Annotated in this window: 16 protein-coding genes; 3 read left to right on the top strand and 13 right to left on the bottom strand. The window is 34.3% G+C overall.

Annotated features, from left to right (window positions below):
- Positions 1–102 precede the first annotated feature (102 nt).
- On the top strand, positions 103–498 hold the full coding sequence (locus IRZ99_RS19965; protein ID WP_194659149.1) for a rhodanese-like domain-containing protein: 396 nt from the start codon (positions 103–105) through the stop codon (positions 496–498).
- Between the two features lie 49 nt (positions 499–547).
- On the opposite strand, the gene IRZ99_RS19970 is transcribed toward IRZ99_RS19965, so the two are convergent.
- Genes IRZ99_RS19970 through IRZ99_RS19980 form a run of 3 tightly spaced genes read right to left on the bottom strand, consistent with a single transcriptional unit; the run spans position 548 to position 4,827 of the window.
- Entirely contained in the window at positions 548–2,941 is a 2,394-nt protein-coding gene (locus IRZ99_RS19970) for a M28 family peptidase (RefSeq protein WP_194659150.1), read from the bottom strand.
- Positions 2,942–2,953: 12 nt separating this feature from the next.
- Positions 2,954–3,301, bottom strand: coding sequence for a hypothetical protein (locus tag IRZ99_RS19975; protein WP_194659151.1), 348 nt, complete (start codon positions 3,299–3,301; stop codon positions 2,954–2,956).
- Entirely contained in the window at positions 3,298–4,827 is a 1,530-nt protein-coding gene (locus IRZ99_RS19980; RefSeq protein WP_194659152.1) for a carbon-nitrogen hydrolase family protein, read from the bottom strand. Before IRZ99_RS19980 ends, IRZ99_RS19975 begins: the two co-directional genes overlap by 4 nt.
- A 177-nt stretch (positions 4,828–5,004) precedes the next feature.
- On the opposite strand from IRZ99_RS19980, the gene IRZ99_RS19985 reads away from it, so the two are divergent.
- Positions 5,005–5,337, top strand: coding sequence for a single-stranded DNA-binding protein (locus tag IRZ99_RS19985; protein WP_194659153.1), 333 nt, complete (start codon positions 5,005–5,007; stop codon positions 5,335–5,337).
- A gap of 67 nt (positions 5,338–5,404) precedes the next feature.
- On the opposite strand, the gene IRZ99_RS19990 is transcribed toward IRZ99_RS19985, so the two are convergent.
- The 10 genes from IRZ99_RS19990 to IRZ99_RS20035 form a co-directional block, all read right to left on the bottom strand.
- Complete coding sequence (locus IRZ99_RS19990) at positions 5,405–6,097, bottom strand: DUF2461 domain-containing protein (protein WP_194659154.1); 693 nt, start codon at positions 6,095–6,097, stop codon at positions 5,405–5,407.
- A gap of 87 nt (positions 6,098–6,184) precedes the next feature.
- Entirely contained in the window at positions 6,185–6,370 is a 186-nt protein-coding gene (locus tag IRZ99_RS19995) for a hypothetical protein (protein WP_026984196.1), read from the bottom strand.
- Between the two features lie 80 nt (positions 6,371–6,450).
- Positions 6,451–6,969, bottom strand: a complete 519-nt coding sequence (locus tag IRZ99_RS20000) for a ferritin (protein WP_056188711.1) — start codon at positions 6,967–6,969, stop codon at positions 6,451–6,453.
- A 94-nt stretch (positions 6,970–7,063) separates the two neighbouring features.
- A complete protein-coding gene (locus tag IRZ99_RS20005; RefSeq protein ID WP_194659155.1) occupies positions 7,064–8,461 on the bottom strand; it encodes a hypothetical protein in 1,398 nt (465 codons plus the stop codon).
- Between the two features lie 234 nt (positions 8,462–8,695).
- Positions 8,696–9,820 carry an OmpA family protein gene (locus IRZ99_RS20010; RefSeq protein ID WP_194659156.1) on the bottom strand — a complete coding sequence of 375 codons (1,125 nt, stop codon included), beginning with the start codon at positions 9,818–9,820 and terminating at the stop codon, positions 8,696–8,698.
- 105 nt (positions 9,821–9,925) lie between these two features.
- Entirely contained in the window at positions 9,926–10,555 is a 630-nt protein-coding gene (locus IRZ99_RS20015; RefSeq protein WP_194659157.1) for a chloramphenicol acetyltransferase, read from the bottom strand.
- On the bottom strand, positions 10,555–11,262 hold the full coding sequence (locus IRZ99_RS20020; protein ID WP_194659158.1) for an HAD family hydrolase: 708 nt from the start codon (positions 11,260–11,262) through the stop codon (positions 10,555–10,557). The genes IRZ99_RS20015 and IRZ99_RS20020 overlap by 1 nt, the downstream gene beginning before the upstream one ends.
- A gap of 126 nt (positions 11,263–11,388) precedes the next feature.
- Positions 11,389–12,276, bottom strand: coding sequence for a DMT family transporter (locus IRZ99_RS20025; protein WP_194659159.1), 888 nt, complete (start codon positions 12,274–12,276; stop codon positions 11,389–11,391).
- A gap of 83 nt (positions 12,277–12,359) precedes the next feature.
- On the bottom strand, positions 12,360–14,495 hold the full coding sequence (metG, locus tag IRZ99_RS20030; RefSeq protein WP_194659160.1) for a methionine--tRNA ligase: 2,136 nt from the start codon (positions 14,493–14,495) through the stop codon (positions 12,360–12,362).
- A 334-nt stretch (positions 14,496–14,829) separates the two neighbouring features.
- The gene (locus IRZ99_RS20035; protein ID WP_194659161.1) at positions 14,830–15,717 is read right to left on the bottom strand and encodes a DUF1080 domain-containing protein; all 888 of its coding nucleotides are present in this window, start codon (positions 15,715–15,717) and stop codon (positions 14,830–14,832) included.
- Between the two features lie 248 nt (positions 15,718–15,965).
- Between IRZ99_RS20035 and IRZ99_RS20040 the strand changes: the two genes are divergently transcribed.
- Positions 15,966–16,193 (top strand): CDGSH iron-sulfur domain-containing protein, encoded by a 228-nt coding sequence (locus IRZ99_RS20040; RefSeq protein ID WP_068841910.1) that lies wholly within the window; start codon positions 15,966–15,968, stop codon positions 16,191–16,193.
- Positions 16,194–16,326: the final 133 nt, after the last annotated feature.

Raw genomic sequence — 16,326 nt, forward strand, 5'->3', positions numbered from 1 at the left:
TTTTCATGAAAAAAAGTAATCCAAGTGATGAATTCTTTTCGTTTTTATAGTGTGTGATGTTGGTCTACTTTTGAAAAAACTAAATTATAAAAACTAAAAGAAATGGAAGCACAAATTAAACATTATGAAAACAAATTGGCCTTTGAAATGGATCCTTCCGATTTGTTTGATGCTTTGAATAAAGGTGAAAAAGTTGTTGTTGTCGACGCACGAAAAGCATTTGGATTTGAAGTGGAACATATTCCGACAGCGATTAATATTCCGCATCGCGAAATGACAACTGAAAGTATGCAACATTTAGATAAAGAACTTTTGTATGTGACGTATTGTGATGGAATTGGATGCAACGCTTCTACAAGAGGTGCATTGAATATGGCAAAGCTGGGCTTTAAAGTAAAAGAATTAATTGGTGGAATAGAGTGGTGGAAGTTTGACGGATATGCAACCGAAGGTACCAACGGGGTTAAGGCAGGATTGAAAATTGAATGCGCTTGTTAAAAAACAAAGGCCAACTTTACTACTAAAGTTGGCCTTCCTTTTATTTCATTTACTCTGGTTTAACCACCGCTGGGGCTAAACTGTCTTTTACAACCGCCAAGCTATCTTTGACCGGAGCAGTTTCGATTGCCGGCAATGGAGCAGTATATCTTTTTATTTTTTGCTGAATTAAAACGGCATCATTCAAAACAAAAGGCGTCGGCATCATCCAGTCAGCCCTTGGTTTTACTTTGAACAAAGGATTCGTCATCAAATCAAAAGAACTTTCAATCAAATCCATATCAAAAAGAGACGATTTATTGATATAGAATTCCATTACAAGTGGTTCATTGCCTACAACATAATAACATAAAATCTTCATTCCATCTCTTTCCAGACGATTTCCTTTTTGATCTGAAGTTGAAACTCCATTAGCCTTAAAATTGAAGAAAGTCATTTTAGGATGAGCGAAAATATCATAACGATTTACCTTTCGGTTCGGTGTGATTTGAATTTTCATATAGCGGTTGTTGCCCACAACACTATCTTTCAGGAATGAAATTGTTGGTTTTGGAACATCAACAACTGGAGCAATAGCGCTATAAGTAAAACCAGAATTGTATTTACTGGCAAGTGGCAATGCATTTAATCCAACTGCTTTTTGATTTTTTTCTCCTAAATACGATTTTGTCCATTCATCAAGGTTTACATCGTAAGTTGTCCAAACGGCAGAATTTGTGTTGGCATTGTAAACATAAAGCAAGCTGTTAGCTTTTGCTTTTCCGTGCTCGTAACCAGAATGGTATCCAGCGTAAATAAAAAAGCCAATAGATACAATAAAAAAGAATGCAGCCCATGCCCCTTTTCGAATAAAACCTCCGAAAATTGGAAGTAGTAATCCGAAAAGTAAAACAGTAAGAATCGCACTTCCAAAGAGAATTTTTAAACCTAAACCAATTGGAAACATTACAATAAATGGGGCAACAATTACAAGCGCCGGAAGTGTAAATATTAAATTTAAGCCTAAACTATAATGTTGTGTTATAACGAAAATCCCAAATAAGAAGATTCCAAAATAAACCGGAATAATCAGAAACCCTGCGCCAGTCAAACTATTCGCCAAAAATATATTGATAACAATCCATAGTAGCAATGGCGCTACAAAATGATTCATCGTGGTTTTAGTTTCTGAAAAATTATGATAAAAAGCAAAACAAATCGCGATGCTTAAGGTTACGAATGCTCCAATGTAAGCATGTCCATTGTACGTAAAACCGTTAAGTAAATCTGAATATTGCGGATAGATCTGTAAAACAATTTTCCATCCTAAAAACGTCACCAAACCAGCAATGATTAAAGCACCCAAAAACGGAACAAACCCTTTGAAAATTTCTCTAAAAGAGATTAATCGTTTTGCTTTTCCTATAAAAATAAAAATAATTAGCAAGCCTAAAGCTATTATTGTCATTGGAAAAACCCAGGTAAACGGATAACTTATAAAGGAGAACGGAACACTAAAATAAACATCATCTGCGGTTGAATTGGTTTCATTTAAGTTGATGTTTGAAAAATATTTTAATAATGGCATCAAATAAGTTCCCTGATGCGCTAAGGTCATTTTGTTTAAATGCTGAACATCATCTTGTTGGGTGTGATAATTATAATGCCCATCTATAAATGCAAAATTAAATCCCTGAATGTTTCCTTGTTGTCTGAAAACAGTTAAATCAGTATCGTTAGGAAGCATTTTGTAAATGCTGTACATTAATGAATTGGAAACAGGATACTTTGTTTTGGCTTTTGAAAATTCTTTTACAAGTGCTTCATTTCCTTTATTGGTTTCCATTAACATGTAACTTGGTCCTGAAGATCCTCTGGCTTCAAAATTAATAACCAAGCCTACGTCTTTTGCCCATGGATGTTTGTTTACAAACAAAGCAGCACCATTCAATCCTAATTCTTCAGCATCTGAAAAAAGAATTATAATATCGTTTTTTTGAGGTTGTTTAGAGTACATAAAGGCACGAATACCTTCAAGAATCGTTGCTACGCCTGAAGCATCATCACTTGCTCCTTTAGAAAAGGAATGCGGCGCACTGTCATAATGGGATAATAATAAAAGAGCTTTGGAGTTGTTGGTTCCCTTTAGACGGGCCAGAATATTTTTAGACTTTACTAAAAGCCCCTTATCGTTTAGTGTAAATCCTTCCTGAACAGAAGTCTCCAAACCAATTCGGTTCAATTCAAGTTTAAGGTAGTTTGCTACTAATTCGTGATTAGTTGATCCCACATAATGTGGTTTTTGAGCAATAATTTCGACTTGGTTTAATGCCCTTTCGGTCGAAAATTCAGCAAGAGCTTCCTCTTCTTTCGAACTCCATTGCGGCATCATGGTAGCGTAAATAATACCAAGAATTGCTAAGATGCAGACTACGGCAAGAATTGAGGTGGGGTTTTTTTTCATGATGAATAAGTACTAAATTTCTTTTTTAACAAGCATAAAATAATCATTGTCCAAAGATCTGTATCCCTGGTCATACAGGAAATAGTAGGTATTGCCTGTTTTGGTGTGCAAGATATTGGTAAAGAAATCAAAATCAAAACCTTTATTGATCATTTTATCCCTTGTTGCTTTTGATTTTCCTTCCGTGTTTAACTCGGCCAAAATACGGTAATTTTTTCGTAATTTGTTGTTTACATTTCGCATGAAATTAGTACTATCCTTATTTATTTTATTGTTGTAAGAATTTCTACAGCTATCAGAACAAAATTTTTTGTCTTCACGACCTACAATTTTTTCAGAACATTCGAGGCAGGTTTTCATTGTTCAATTTTTTTAATTTCATATAAATCGTGTCTTCTGTCTTTTAATATTCGAACACTTCCATGTTCGTGGAGTTGTTTTAATAGGTTCAAATCAACATCCACTATAAGTGTCATTTCAGTATTTGGAGTCGCCTCGGCCTTTATACCATTACTTGGAAAAGCAAAATCAGATGGTGTAAAAACAGATGCCTGTGCATACTGAATATCCATATTATTTACTTTTGGTAAATTACCCACACATCCGGCAATGGCAACATAACATTCGTTTTCGATTGCGCGTGCCTGCGAACAGTGTTTTACACGGGTATAGGCGTTTTGAGTATCAGTTAAAAAAGGAACAAATAAAATATTCATACCTTCATTAGCCATAATTCTCGAAAGTTCCGGGAATTCAACATCATAACAAATTAAAATTCCAATTTTACCACAATCGGTATCAAAGGTTTGGAAATGTGATCCGCCTTTCATTCCCCAATGTTGTACTTCGTTTGGAGTAACATGAATTTTGGTATACATTTCTGAAGTTCCGTCCCGCTTACATAAAAAGCCAACATTATAGAGATTATTGTTGTCTAAATAAGGCATACTTCCGGTAATGATATTAATATTGTAAGAAATAGCAAATTCCTGAAAGCGTTTTCTGATAGGATCAGAATAACGTGCCAATTCGCGAATTGCCTCGGCCTCAGATAAATGATTGTAATCGGCCATTAAAGGCGCTATGAAGAGCTCTGGAAATAAAGCAAAATCGGCACCATAACCAGAAACAACATCTATAAAAAATTCTGCCTGCTCAAAAAATTCTTCGATATTATTCAATTGACGCATTTGCCACTGAATTAATCCTAATCTGATTACACTTTTTTCCAGATTGATTAGTTTCGGGCTCTCATCATAATAGACATTATTCCATTCTAATAAAACCGCAAATTCTTTCGATTCTTCATCACCTTCCAGATAATTTTTGATGATTCGTAAAACGTGAAAATCATTGCTCAACTGAAAAGAAAGCACTGGATCGTGCAATTCTTTATGTTTGACCTTATCAATATAGTTTTTTGGAGTAAGTTTCTTGGAATGTTGCGCATAATTCGGAATTCTGCCTGCAAAAACGATAGCTTTTAAGTTTAGCTGTTCACACAGCTCTTTACGGGCATCATATAAACGTCGGCCCAAGCGCAAACCCCGATAATGTGGATGAATGAAAACGTCAATACCATACAAAATTTCACCGTTTTGATTATGGGTTGAAAAAGTATAGTCCCCAATAATTTGTTTGTAATTATGTCTTTTGTCAACGAGCTTTTCATCAACAATTAAAGACAATGCTGATCCTACAACAATTCCATCTACTAAAATTACCAATTGACCTTCTGGAAATATAGAAAGTAATTTTTCGATATCATTTTCTTGCCAATATGAATTCGCCATTTCGGGATATGATACGATCATAGAGTTTTTCAACTGTTTATAATCATCTAATTCTAAATTTCGTAATTCAACTTTATTAATTTGTGCCTGCATATAAGTAAGATTTATCTCAAATATAGTGAAATATTTCCACTTACAAACGTTTACAAATAGTTACAACCGAAAGTAAATAGTTGCTAACCGATTAATTTTTGAAAGCTGTCACATCTTTGCACTGTTGAATTTGATAAACGAATTCGATTTTATAAGAACATTTAAAAAGTATACGCCATGAATGCAATGAAAAACAGAGTACAACTAATTGGTAACGTAGGAAATGATCCTGAAATTAAAACATTAGAAAGCGGGAAAAAGTTTGCACAACTAACGATCGCAACAAACGATTATTATAAAAATGACAAAGGTGAAAAAATAGAGCAAACAGATTGGCATCGTGTTACAGCCTGGGGAAAAGTCGCTGAAATTATTGAAAGGTATGTTGTGAAAGGGAAGGAAGTTGCCATTGAAGGAAAGCTAACCCATAGAAGTTATGAAGACAAAAACGGGGAGAAGAAATATATAACCGAAGTTGTTGTAAATGAAATATTATTGTTAAGCAAGTAATACTTACTCTGTAGAGTAAACCCGACAGGTTTTTAAAACCTGTCGGGTTTATCGTTTTCAGAAGCAACTACAAAACAGAAGCCCCATTTATATCTGTCGTTAATATTTCGCTCATATAGTCAAAAAATGGTCTCATGTTTTTGAAGGTTTCCAAAGCCTGTTCCAGAAAATCCGGACTTAAAACTTCATCATCAGTAAAACGTTTCATAACTAAAAACTGTTTATAACGCAGTAAATCAATAGCTTCATGATTTACATCAAAGCCTTTTGGAGCTGTTTTTAGTTGCTCGCCCTGTAAGGTTCCGAAGGTATTGATGAACGATTTTGAATTCAATATTTTTTTCATGGATTCAGGATCATGGGCAAATTCACTTCTTATGCGTTTTAAATCTGCGCCATTTGGTCCCCAAAATCCACCAGCGAGAAAACTGTTTCCTTGTTCTAAATGAAAATAATAGCCACCACGTCTTGCTGCTGTTGCTCTTGTATAACTTCCTCCCCAAAAAGTTTTAAAAGGAGTTTTGTCTTTAGAGAAACGAATATCGCGATAGATTCGGTACACGCTTTTTTTGCCGGAAGCTGTTTCAAGAATATCAGTTTTAGCGAGTTCATGAAGCAATGCACCTGCAAAATTTTCGATATGATTTAATTCTTTTAAGTAAGCTGGTTTATTGGCATCAAACCAGGGTTTGTTGTTATTTGTTTTAAGCTGAAACAAGAAATCAAGACTGGATTTAGGTATAGTAATTTGGTTTTCCATAAATTAAAATTTGAGACTTTTTAAAATTAAAGCTGACTGCAATTTAAACAAAAAACCCACCGATTTGGTGGGTTTTGAATATATTGTTTAAGCAGTTTTTTTGAATAAATCAAACATAGGACAACGCGAACAGCGTTTCTTTTCGCTCTTTTTGTATTTTTCACAACAAGAAGATTTACAGTTTTCTAACTTCTTAATGTTCTCAAGGATAGCTTTATTCTTCTTTTTCTTTTTATCCTTTTTTTTGTCCTTGTCTTTTTCTTTCTTGCTCAATTTGCCTCTGTATTATAAAATAGAGGCAAATATAAAAGAAAATTGTTATTTTTAAGTATTCTAAATAAACTTTAACTTTTTTATTTCGGGTTGATAGCGATTGAGCTGGTAACTGTTAACTGTTGAATATCACGATCAAACAAGTAAAGTCCGCCTTTGTCATCTCCAATTAAGTTGATTTTGTCTAAGATTGATTTTGCAGTAGCCTCTTCTTCGATTTGCTCAGATACGTACCATTGTAAGAAATTATGTGTTGCATAATCTTTTTCTTCAAAAGTAATGTGAACCAATTCATTAATAGATTCTGAAACAAAAATTTCATGGCTATAAAGCGCTTCAAACATTTCTTTAAATGTAGTATAAGATGTTTTTGGTGCTTTTAGATCTGTAATTGTTGCATGTCCGCCACGCTCGTTAACATATTTAACCAGTTTTAGCATGTGCGCGCGCTCTTCGTCTGACTGTGTGTACATAAATTGAGCAATTCCCTCTAATCCGTGTACTTCAGCCCAACAAGCCATAGAAAGGTAGGTTTGCGAAGATTCTGCCTCTATGCGTATTTGCTTGTTTAAAGCTGATTCAATATTTTTCTTTAGCATAATATGTGTCTTTTTTGTAAAGTTAAAAAAAATAATCCATTCCGTTTTTTTGAAACCGTGAAACCTAAGACATTTGGATTAATTCTCAATAAATTTAAGGCGTTTTTAGAAAAGGTCTTTTGAAGGAGGATGGAGTTTTTATCTCGTTTAGAAAAGGATCATCTGCATTAAACCCATCTTTGAATTTACGCATGATATATTGTTTTGAAGCACTATCATAATAACCAAGAATATAAAAATCTTTATATTTTATACTATTATTTAGTGCTATTTTTTTATTTGTGTTTAAAAAATAATAAATATTATCCATGGCCAAAGGCTCAAGGTTTTCCTGTTTTATATAGGTGTAATTGGAATCAAAAACGCTTTCAAAATAGACAGTTTCGGTATGAATTGTACCTAAAGAATTAAAAGCTGCCGGAATAATTGCTGCTATATCAGGATCTAAATATTCAAAATTCGAAAAGGCATCCATTTCGCTTATTTTCGGAGTACCGCCAATTGTAAAATAGGTGTTTTGATTATTTTTAAAAACAGACAAACCAACATCTAAGAAAGAAAGGTGTTTTAGAAATTTTTTTGTAGTTTTCAACTCACTTGGTTTTCGGCCTTCTCTTTGAATAAATAATGGAGAGATTTTAAATTTAATAGTATCTTCTTTTGAAACTCTGGTAATATGAAGGTTTTGGCCTGTACTATAATCTTTTACATCAAAGAAAAGTTCTTCTTCATTGGCTGTAACCTGATATAGTTTATCATCCTGAAAAAAAGAATTACTTAGTTTTCTTCCTTTTTCACTAACAGATTGGGTGAAGTTTTTTTCTTTTATTTCTTCTGATTCAGTATTGAAGTCAAAAATTTGGGTTTTTTTTGGATTATAGTCCAAAGTGAAAATCATACGATTGGGTAATACATATAGTTTCGTTTTTGCCGTGCTTGTATACAACGGATTATATTCAGATTCATCCATTTTTTCAATAGGATTTTCTGTAATAATCTCAGTAAAAGTTCGCAATTTTCCGTTTTTATCCTGAAAACGATAAGTTGAAAAATCAAGTAATTTTTCCTCTACAGTTCCATTTTTAAAGGAATACAACATCAGGGCCTGATCATCAAGATCTTTAGTTAGTATGTTGAAAGAGTCATTCTGCTGAAATTGTGACACAACATATTGTCTTGATGAAGCGAATTTGAAATATAAAACTCTGGATGTTTTGTTTTCCAGAAAATATTTAACAGCTAAAATGATTTCGAAATCTGGCGTTGACCAATAAAGAGTTGGGTTTCCGTCTTCACTAAAACTGTAACCAATTAAGGATCTATTATTTATGTTTTTTAAGGGTGTAGTATATTTATCCTTCAAAAACAAGGAGCTACTGTATTGTAAAATGGAGAGGTTTTCATTGTTAGCAGCAAAAACAAATACATCATGTGTTGCTTTGTTCTCAACAGTTAACAGTTGATTGGATCTGTTTGATTCTTTTATTTCCAATGGAGTAGAGTTCAGTATTGTTTGGCTGAACAATACCGATGTAGAGAAGAGAAGAAATAAGAATATAATTTTTTTCACAATTCTTTTTAACCACAAAAAACATTCCAACTTATAAGGCGCTTATTTTGAATGATGAAAGTACAAATTATTTCTGATAGATTCTAAACTGAAAAATTGACAGAATAAAAAAGCCCTAAATTTCTTTAGGGCCTAATTTTTAAAAAATAATAGCGTTTATTTTACTTTGAAAGTAACTCTTCTAGCTAATCTTCTTGCTTCTTCTGAATCTTTTTGAATAGAAGTATCAGCGCCCTGTGCCACTACATTTAATCTTGAAGATGCAATGCCTGCTTTTTCGAAGATAGTTTTAACATTGTTTGCTCTTGTTGTCGATAATTTTTCGTTGTAAGCATCGCTTCCTACCTGATCTGCATAACCAACAAGGTCAAGTGAAGCAGATGGATTTTTTCTTAAATAATTTAATACAACATCGATTGCTGCTGTAGAATTTTCAATTGGTGTAGCCTTGTTAAAATCAAAATAAACACTGTAGTATTTGTCATTGATCATTTCTTTGACAACATCTTTATCATTTAGAACAGTAGTAGTAACTGGTTTTTCGACAATTACTTGTTTTGGAGTCTGCTTAACTAATTCTTCAAGATTTGCTACTTTGCTTTCTAATGCAGCAATATCTGTATTATCTGAAATTATTATCCAGTCCGCATGTTTTGCATTTTTTCCTAAGTAAACATTTAAACCGACTGTACCATTAAAAAGAATTCCTGAAAATCCTCTATTGCCAGGAGCAGCAGCGCCATCAAATGTAAGGTCTTGTGAAGCATTAAAAATAGCAGATAAATCGCCTGTTAATGCAATTCTGTTGGATAGTTTTATTTGTCCGGTAATACCGGTAATAAAGTTCCCCATTCTGTCTTTTACATGTAGATCTTTATTTTCTAACTGCGCAACACCAAAACCAGCATGTCCTAATAAACCAATGGTATTGGTCCAGGTTTCAAAATTCATGATTCGGCCTAAATTAGCGACTGCCTGCAAATCTGCTCTATAATATTTTGAATCAAAATCTAAAGAGTTGTTTTTATTGGTTAAGCTATTATAACCAAAATCAGCTTTTAAACCGAATTTGTTGTTAAACATATAACGAACTCCAAGATCACCAACCCATGGACTTGGCGTGCTTGTAAAATAATTATCCGTAAATGGTTTTTGAGGTTTGTTTACACCTCCGGCTAATTCCACAGACCATTTATTATACTTGGTTGTGTTATTTTCTGTTTGTGCCTTTGCATGCATTAAACTTAAAGCAAACGCCAGAGTAATTACAATTTTTTTCATTGTATTTGAGATTTTAAATTTTTCCCAAACCAACAATTATTTGTAAGAATTACTTTCTGATAAAAGTTATAATCATGATAAGATAAGGTTTATTGTAAATGAATATTAAGCGTTCATCAGGTCTTGATAAGTGTCTACGAACTGCCCAACATGTAAACCATCCATTAAACCATGATGAACATGCACCGACATAGCGATAGTTCTTTTACCTGATTCAGAAGTCATCATTTTTCCAAATGAAATTTTAGGGCAGCTATCCGGGAAGGTATAGCTTCTGGCATGAGAAAGTGATGTGAAATTGAGCCAAGGAATCGCTGAGAAGTGAATCACATTATCATCGTCAAAAGATCTTGTGAAAAGGCCTGTTGTGTTTTGAATACGCTCTATTTCTGCCAAAGCCGTTTTCTCAAAAATTTTAAAATCAGCATTGTATTCAATTAAAGAAAACCCAAAAGAACCATCTTCACGACCAATCGTTGCCGAGGCATCGACACGATCGTTAATGTAGATTTTACCTTCTGAAATGCGATATTTAAAATTCTCAATCGTATTTACAGCTACTAATGTTTTATGTAAATAATAAATGAAAAAAGAACTATTCAGACTTTTTGCCGTTTGATAGGCTTTGGTACAATCAATTTCAACGGTTGCACCAAAAAAAGGCTCTTCCATTCGGCTAAAATGCGCGAAATGTTCTTTTCTATTCCAGTTTTCTAAATCTAAAAGTGTTTTCATTATAATAAATTTGGGAGCACTTCAGATATTTTTTCGAAAGAACTAAAATGATTATGCTCTACTTTATGATTAATTTTCTCGTGTTCCCAAGTAGTATGAAACGGAATATGAACGGCGTAACCTCCAATCTCCAAAACAGGTAACACATCCGATTTTAAAGAATTTCCAATCATCAGGAATTCATTCGCCTGAATGTCTAAACGACCCAATAATTTTTCATAATCGATGGTTTGTTTGTCTGACATTACTTCGATATGGTGAAAATAATGCCCCAAACCGGAACGATGCAATTTGCTGTGCTGATCTTTTAAGTCGCCTTTTGTAGCCACAACCAATTTATATTTGCCATGTAAAGACTGCAAAGTTTCTTCGATTCCGTCCAGCAATTCAATAGGTTTCTCAAGCAATTCTTTTCCGTATTGTATGATTTTTTCAATAACTTCTATCGGAATGGTATTGTTCGAAATGTTCATCGCTGCTTCAATCATTGATAGAATATAACCTTTTATTCCGTAACCATACAAAGGCAGATTTGCAATTTCGATTTTGAATAATTCCTGCGAAATACCCTGATGCGAAAGATAATCTTCCATTAAAGCACAAAATTTATGCTCGGTTTCCTGAAAATAAGGTTCGTTTACAAATAAAGTATCATCGGCATCAAATGCGATTACTTTTAAATTGGGTATTTTGCTTTTATGTAACATAATGTTTGTTTCAAGTTTTGTTTTGTTTCAGGTTTCAGGTTTTTTGCCACAGATTAAAATGATTTTAAAGATTCTTTTAAAATCTGCGAAGATCTGCTTTAATCCGTGTCATCCGTGTGCCATTTCTTAGCCCTTAGAAAACATTCTTTTTAACGAAATAGTCTTGTCGTAAAAAGTAATTCTAATTCCGAAAAGCAAAATGATTCCACCGAAAACCATCTGTAAAGTTATTTGTTCTTCTAAAAACAACCAAGCTAATATCGAAGTTATTACAGCCTGACTTAATAAACTCAATGAAACTCTGGTCGCGCGCATGTGTTGTGTCGCATAACTGATCGACAGCCAGGCACACAATTGACAAATTACAGCTTGCAAAACCAGCACAAACCAACCGGTATTTGAGAATCCGGTAAAAGGCTGATCCAGCGAATAACAAAGAACTCCCAAATAAACACTCGAAGCCAATAAACTAATCGTCATAAACGACAAAACATCAACTTCTGACAATACATTTTTGCTGACCAAAAGATAAATAGAATATAGAATTCCGGATAAAACGGCAAACAAAAACGCCTGATTAAAATTCAATTCCATAAAAAAACTAAAACCAACCAAAGTCACCATTCCGAATAAAGAAACAATTGTGCCTATCCAGAAATTAGTTGCCGGTCTAACCTTCAAAAAGAAAAAGGAACCAATTCCGACCCAAAGAGGCGATAAATTCGTCAGCAAAGAAGCCTGAGTCGCACTTGAATCCTGAATCGCAATATTCCAAACTGCAACATCTGATGAAAATAAAATACCACAAAGCATTGCCAATAGCAAGAACTTAGTTTTTGGAAGTTTAAAGTTCTTAGTGATAATTACATAAGGTAAAAGCAAAATGACCGCAAAAAACATACGGTAAAAAGCGGAAATTAATCCCGGTGCTAATTTCAGTTTAACCAATATCGGGAAGATTGAAATACAAAGTATCCCGCAGATTAAGGCTAATCTTGGTTTGGTGAGTTTCATTGTTAGAGATATTTTTAAAAGAAAAAAGCGTGAATCAATTAATGTCTTAATCGATTCACGCCATTTTATAATATTATAAAACTTTAGTTTACCGTTTCGCCATTAGGAGCATCAGCATCTGGATTGATAAAAACCAATTTCCCTTCTGCATTTGTTGTCATTAAAATCATTCCCTGACTTTCAACACCACGTAAAGCTCTTGGAGCTAAATTAGCTAATACAGAAACACGTTTTCCGATAATTTCTTCCGGCGAAAAGCTTTCAGCAATTCCAGAAACTATTGTACGAACGTCAATTCCGGTATCTACTTTAAGAACCAAAAGTTTATTCGCTTTTGGCATTTTTTCTGCTTCAAGGATAGTTCCAACGCGAATATCCATTTTAGCGAAATCCTCAAACTGAATCAAATCTTTTTGTGGTTCCGGCTGTTTGCTTTCTGCAAGATTGGCTGTTTTTGTAGCTTCCAATTTATCTATTTGTTTTTGTATTTCTTCATCTTCTATTTTAGCAAAAAGCAATTCAGCTTCGCCAATTTTGTGTCCTGCCGGAATTAAATCTGAGTTTTCAGCAATATCATTCCAACCTAGTACTTTATCAATAATGATGTCTTTTGCATCACGATTTTTCTCTTTCAAAAACTTGCTAAATCCTTCAAAATGCTCTTTAAGATCACCTAAATTTAAGATTTTAGAAAGTTTAGCCGATGTAAAAGGTAAAAATGGTTCAGCCAAAACGCTCAAAGCTGTAGCAATTTGCAAGGCTACATACATTTGCGTTTTAACACGCTCCGGATTGTCTTTCATCACTTTCCAAGGCTCTTCGTCTGCCAAATATTTATTTCCTAGACGGGCAACATTCATTAATTCGCCTAAAGCTTCACGGAATCTGTAACGCTCCACTGAACTTGAAATCACAGCCGGATACGCTTTTAGTTCGGCTAAAGTTTGTTCGTCAACTTCTGAAAATTCATTTGGCGTCGGAATAACTCCTTCGTAATATTTGTTGGTTAAAACCACAACACGATTAATGAAATTCCCGAAAATAGCAACCAGTTCGTTGTTGTTTCTCGCCTGGAAATCTTTCCACGTAAAATCGTTATCCTTAGTTTCTGGAGCGTTCGATGTTAATGCATAACGCAAAACGTCTTGTTTCTCCGGAAATTCTTCTAAATATTCGTGCAACCAAACTGCCCAGTTTTTAGAAGTCGAAAGTTTGTTTCCTTCCAAATTCAAAAACTCATTTGCCGGCACATTGTCCGGTAAAATATAGCTTCCTTCGGCTTTAAGCATTGCAGGGAAAATGATACAGTGAAAAACGATATTGTCTTTCCCAATAAAGTGAACCAGTTTCGTTTCTTCATCTTTCCAGTATGGTTCCCAGTCTTTTCCTTCGCGCGCTGCCCATTCTTTCGTAGACGAAATATATCCGATAGGCGCATCAAACCAAACATATAATTTTTTTCCTTCGGCACCTTCAACCGGAACATCAATTCCCCAGTCAAGGTCACGCGTTACCGCACGAGGCTCTAATCCCCCGTCAACCCAAGATTTAACTTGTCCGTAAACGTTCGGTTTCCAGTCGTTTTTATGTCCAACCAAAATCCATTCTGTTAGGAAATCAGTGTATCTGTCTAAAGGTAAAAACCAGTGTTTTGTTTCTTTTAAAATAGGAGTTTCTCCGGTAATCGTTGATTTTGGATTGATCAAATCGGTTGCATTCAAAGTCGATCCGCAATTTTCGCACTGATCTCCATAAGCTCCGTCATTGCCACATTTTGGACAAGTTCCCACAACAAAACGATCCGCTAAAAACTGATCTGCTTTTGCATCATACAATTGCTCTGTTGTTTCTTCAATAAAATCGCCATTATCATACAAAGTCCTGAAGAATTCCTGAGCCGTATCATGATGAATTTTAGCCGAAGTACGAGAATAATTATCAAACGAAATTCCGAAATCAGCAAATGATTTTCTGATAATTCCATCGTATTTATCAATAACTTCTTGTGGTGTAATTCCTTCTTTTTTAGCTTTCATCGAAATTGCAACGCCATGTTCATCGCTTCCGCAAATAAACGCCACGTCTTTTCCTTGCAAACGTAAATATCTCGAATAAATATCTGCAGGCACGTAAACCCCCGCCAAATGCCCAATATGAATAGGTCCGTTGGTGTAAGGTAAGGCTGCCGTAATAGTATATCTCTTAGGATTCTGTATCATAACTCAATTTTATTGAGTGCAAAAATAAGCAATAGAATTGAGATTTTGTTATTACACTGAGATTCGCAAAGATTTTCGCAGAGATTCGCGGGATTTTTTTAATCTCGCAAAGTCGCGAAGGCGCAAAGTTTAATTTAAAGTCAACGATTAATCGCATTGTTTGTCATTTCGACGAAGGAGAAATCCTCGCAAGTAACTCCGCATCGAGAATCGAATCTTTGTCGAGCTTTTAACGAGGATTTCTCCTTCGTCGAAATGACAAGGTTCTGTAAATACAATTATTTTTTTTAGAAAAATGCTCAATTCGTCCGGCAATCGCGGTTAGTTATTCCATTTATTTGAAATAATTTTCAAACTCAACAGGCATATTGCTTATTGGTTTTATTTTGATGTCTTTATAGTAAACTTCACCAGCTTCGCTTTGCAATTGTATTTTTCCTTCGGTTAAAGGCATAAATTTTTCACCATCAAAATAACGGGAATTTTGCAAAACCATGACCACTTTGCCATTGATGATATGAAGACTTTTTCCTTCAAAACAAACCAATTCTATTTCTGTCCAACCGTTATTAGGTGTTTCAGCTCTCATTTTTCGCATGCAAAACCCGGTATTTTCAGTATGTGTCCCAAACGGAATGAATTGCTGATCCTCATCGGCAACGGCGCTCATGCTTCCTTCGGGAATATAAGCTTTGATGTCAATTGCTGAATTAGCAATGTTCCAGTAATCGCCAAAATGACCTTCCATTATTTGAAATTCCTGCGATAACATCCAGGCGCGCCAGTAATCTACGCCCGCTTCCCCCTGCGAATGATAAAGCACACCGGCATCCATGAGTTTGTCGGTTCTGGGTTCCCATTTTTTAGTTCCAAACTTAACTTTTAGTTTCAGGCGATAGTTTTTGAAATTTTCTTTGGTAAAGACACAACCATAATATTCCCCAGTAACTTTAAGAACATTTTCATTGTTTTCCTCAATCACGGTAAACATATTGTTTACATTTTTGTTGTAACCAATAGGTGGTATTTCGTTCCCATTAACATCTGTTGGGATTTTGCCGGAATAGCCATTTTGGTGTTTGTAACTTAGATACATATCCCATTTGCTGAGGTTTTTGTCAAGTAAATTTATCCAGTCCTCTTTGAAAGAGTTTGTATCATTAGTGGCTGAGGTCAAGGTAAAGAGAAAGGCAAATGCTATCAGAATAGAGTATTTTTTCATAAGTAGTTTGGTTGATTTAGATAAAAATGGAATTCTCAAATCTACAAAATAATGTCTCAATGCTATTGTGCAATTAATTCAAAATCAGATGCTATTTCTACACTTTATCTTCGTGCATAATATGTTTTCATTGTAACCATTTGTCGAACGTACTTTTAAATAGAACCAGTTTAAACTAGCATTCACAGTAAAATCTTCGGAATTTATTTCGCAATCTTTGCCTTCCAAAAAGAAACAAAGACAATTTTATGAGCAAGACTAAATTAATCATCAATAAAAACGGATCAATCAAAATCGAAGGAGATTTTGAAATCATGGACGCAGAAGGAACAGTTTACGGATTACAAGGACGTTCTGCATTAGGACTTTGCCGTTGCGGATTATCTGCAAACAAACCATTTTGCGATGGAGGACACAGAAATAATTTCGAACATGATTCAGTTGCGTTTGATTTACCACCAATGAAAACGAATTAAAAAATTTGTTTTTTTGATTTTATATAAAGCTGCATTTTTTTTAAATGCAGCTTTTTTTGGCTTATTTTAGAAATGAAAATTCAAAGAATAATAAGTTATTTCCTTAAAAAACAATTTTATATTTACAAAAATT

This window comes from Flavobacterium sp. LC2016-12, from assembly GCF_015351595.1.
GTDB lineage: Bacteria > Bacteroidota > Bacteroidia > Flavobacteriales > Flavobacteriaceae > Flavobacterium.

Coding starts and splice junctions, on each gene's coding strand:
- IRZ99_RS20015 (WP_194659157.1), bottom strand. CDS start 10,555: ATGAAAACACTTTTAGATTTAGAAAACTGGAATAGAAAAGAACATTTC.
- IRZ99_RS19970 (WP_194659150.1), bottom strand. CDS start 2,941: ATGAAAAAAAACCCCACCTCAATTCTTGCCGTAGTCTGCATCTTAGCA.
- IRZ99_RS20000 (WP_056188711.1), bottom strand. CDS start 6,969: ATGCTAAAGAAAAATATTGAATCAGCTTTAAACAAGCAAATACGCATA.
- IRZ99_RS20025 (WP_194659159.1), bottom strand. CDS start 12,276: ATGAAACTCACCAAACCAAGATTAGCCTTAATCTGCGGGATACTTTGT.
- IRZ99_RS19965 (WP_194659149.1), top strand. CDS start 103: ATGGAAGCACAAATTAAACATTATGAAAACAAATTGGCCTTTGAAATG.
- IRZ99_RS20020 (WP_194659158.1), bottom strand. CDS start 11,262: ATGTTACATAAAAGCAAAATACCCAATTTAAAAGTAATCGCATTTGAT.
- IRZ99_RS19990 (WP_194659154.1), bottom strand. CDS start 6,097: ATGGAAAACCAAATTACTATACCTAAATCCAGTCTTGATTTCTTGTTT.
- IRZ99_RS20040 (WP_068841910.1), top strand. CDS start 15,966: ATGAGCAAGACTAAATTAATCATCAATAAAAACGGATCAATCAAAATC.
- IRZ99_RS20010 (WP_194659156.1), bottom strand. CDS start 9,820: ATGAAAAAAATTGTAATTACTCTGGCGTTTGCTTTAAGTTTAATGCAT.
- metG (WP_194659160.1), bottom strand. CDS start 14,495: ATGATACAGAATCCTAAGAGATATACTATTACGGCAGCCTTACCTTAC.
- IRZ99_RS20035 (WP_194659161.1), bottom strand. CDS start 15,717: ATGAAAAAATACTCTATTCTGATAGCATTTGCCTTTCTCTTTACCTTG.
- IRZ99_RS19980 (WP_194659152.1), bottom strand. CDS start 4,827: ATGCAGGCACAAATTAATAAAGTTGAATTACGAAATTTAGAATTAGAT.
- IRZ99_RS19975 (WP_194659151.1), bottom strand. CDS start 3,301: ATGAAAACCTGCCTCGAATGTTCTGAAAAAATTGTAGGTCGTGAAGAC.
- IRZ99_RS19985 (WP_194659153.1), top strand. CDS start 5,005: ATGAATGCAATGAAAAACAGAGTACAACTAATTGGTAACGTAGGAAAT.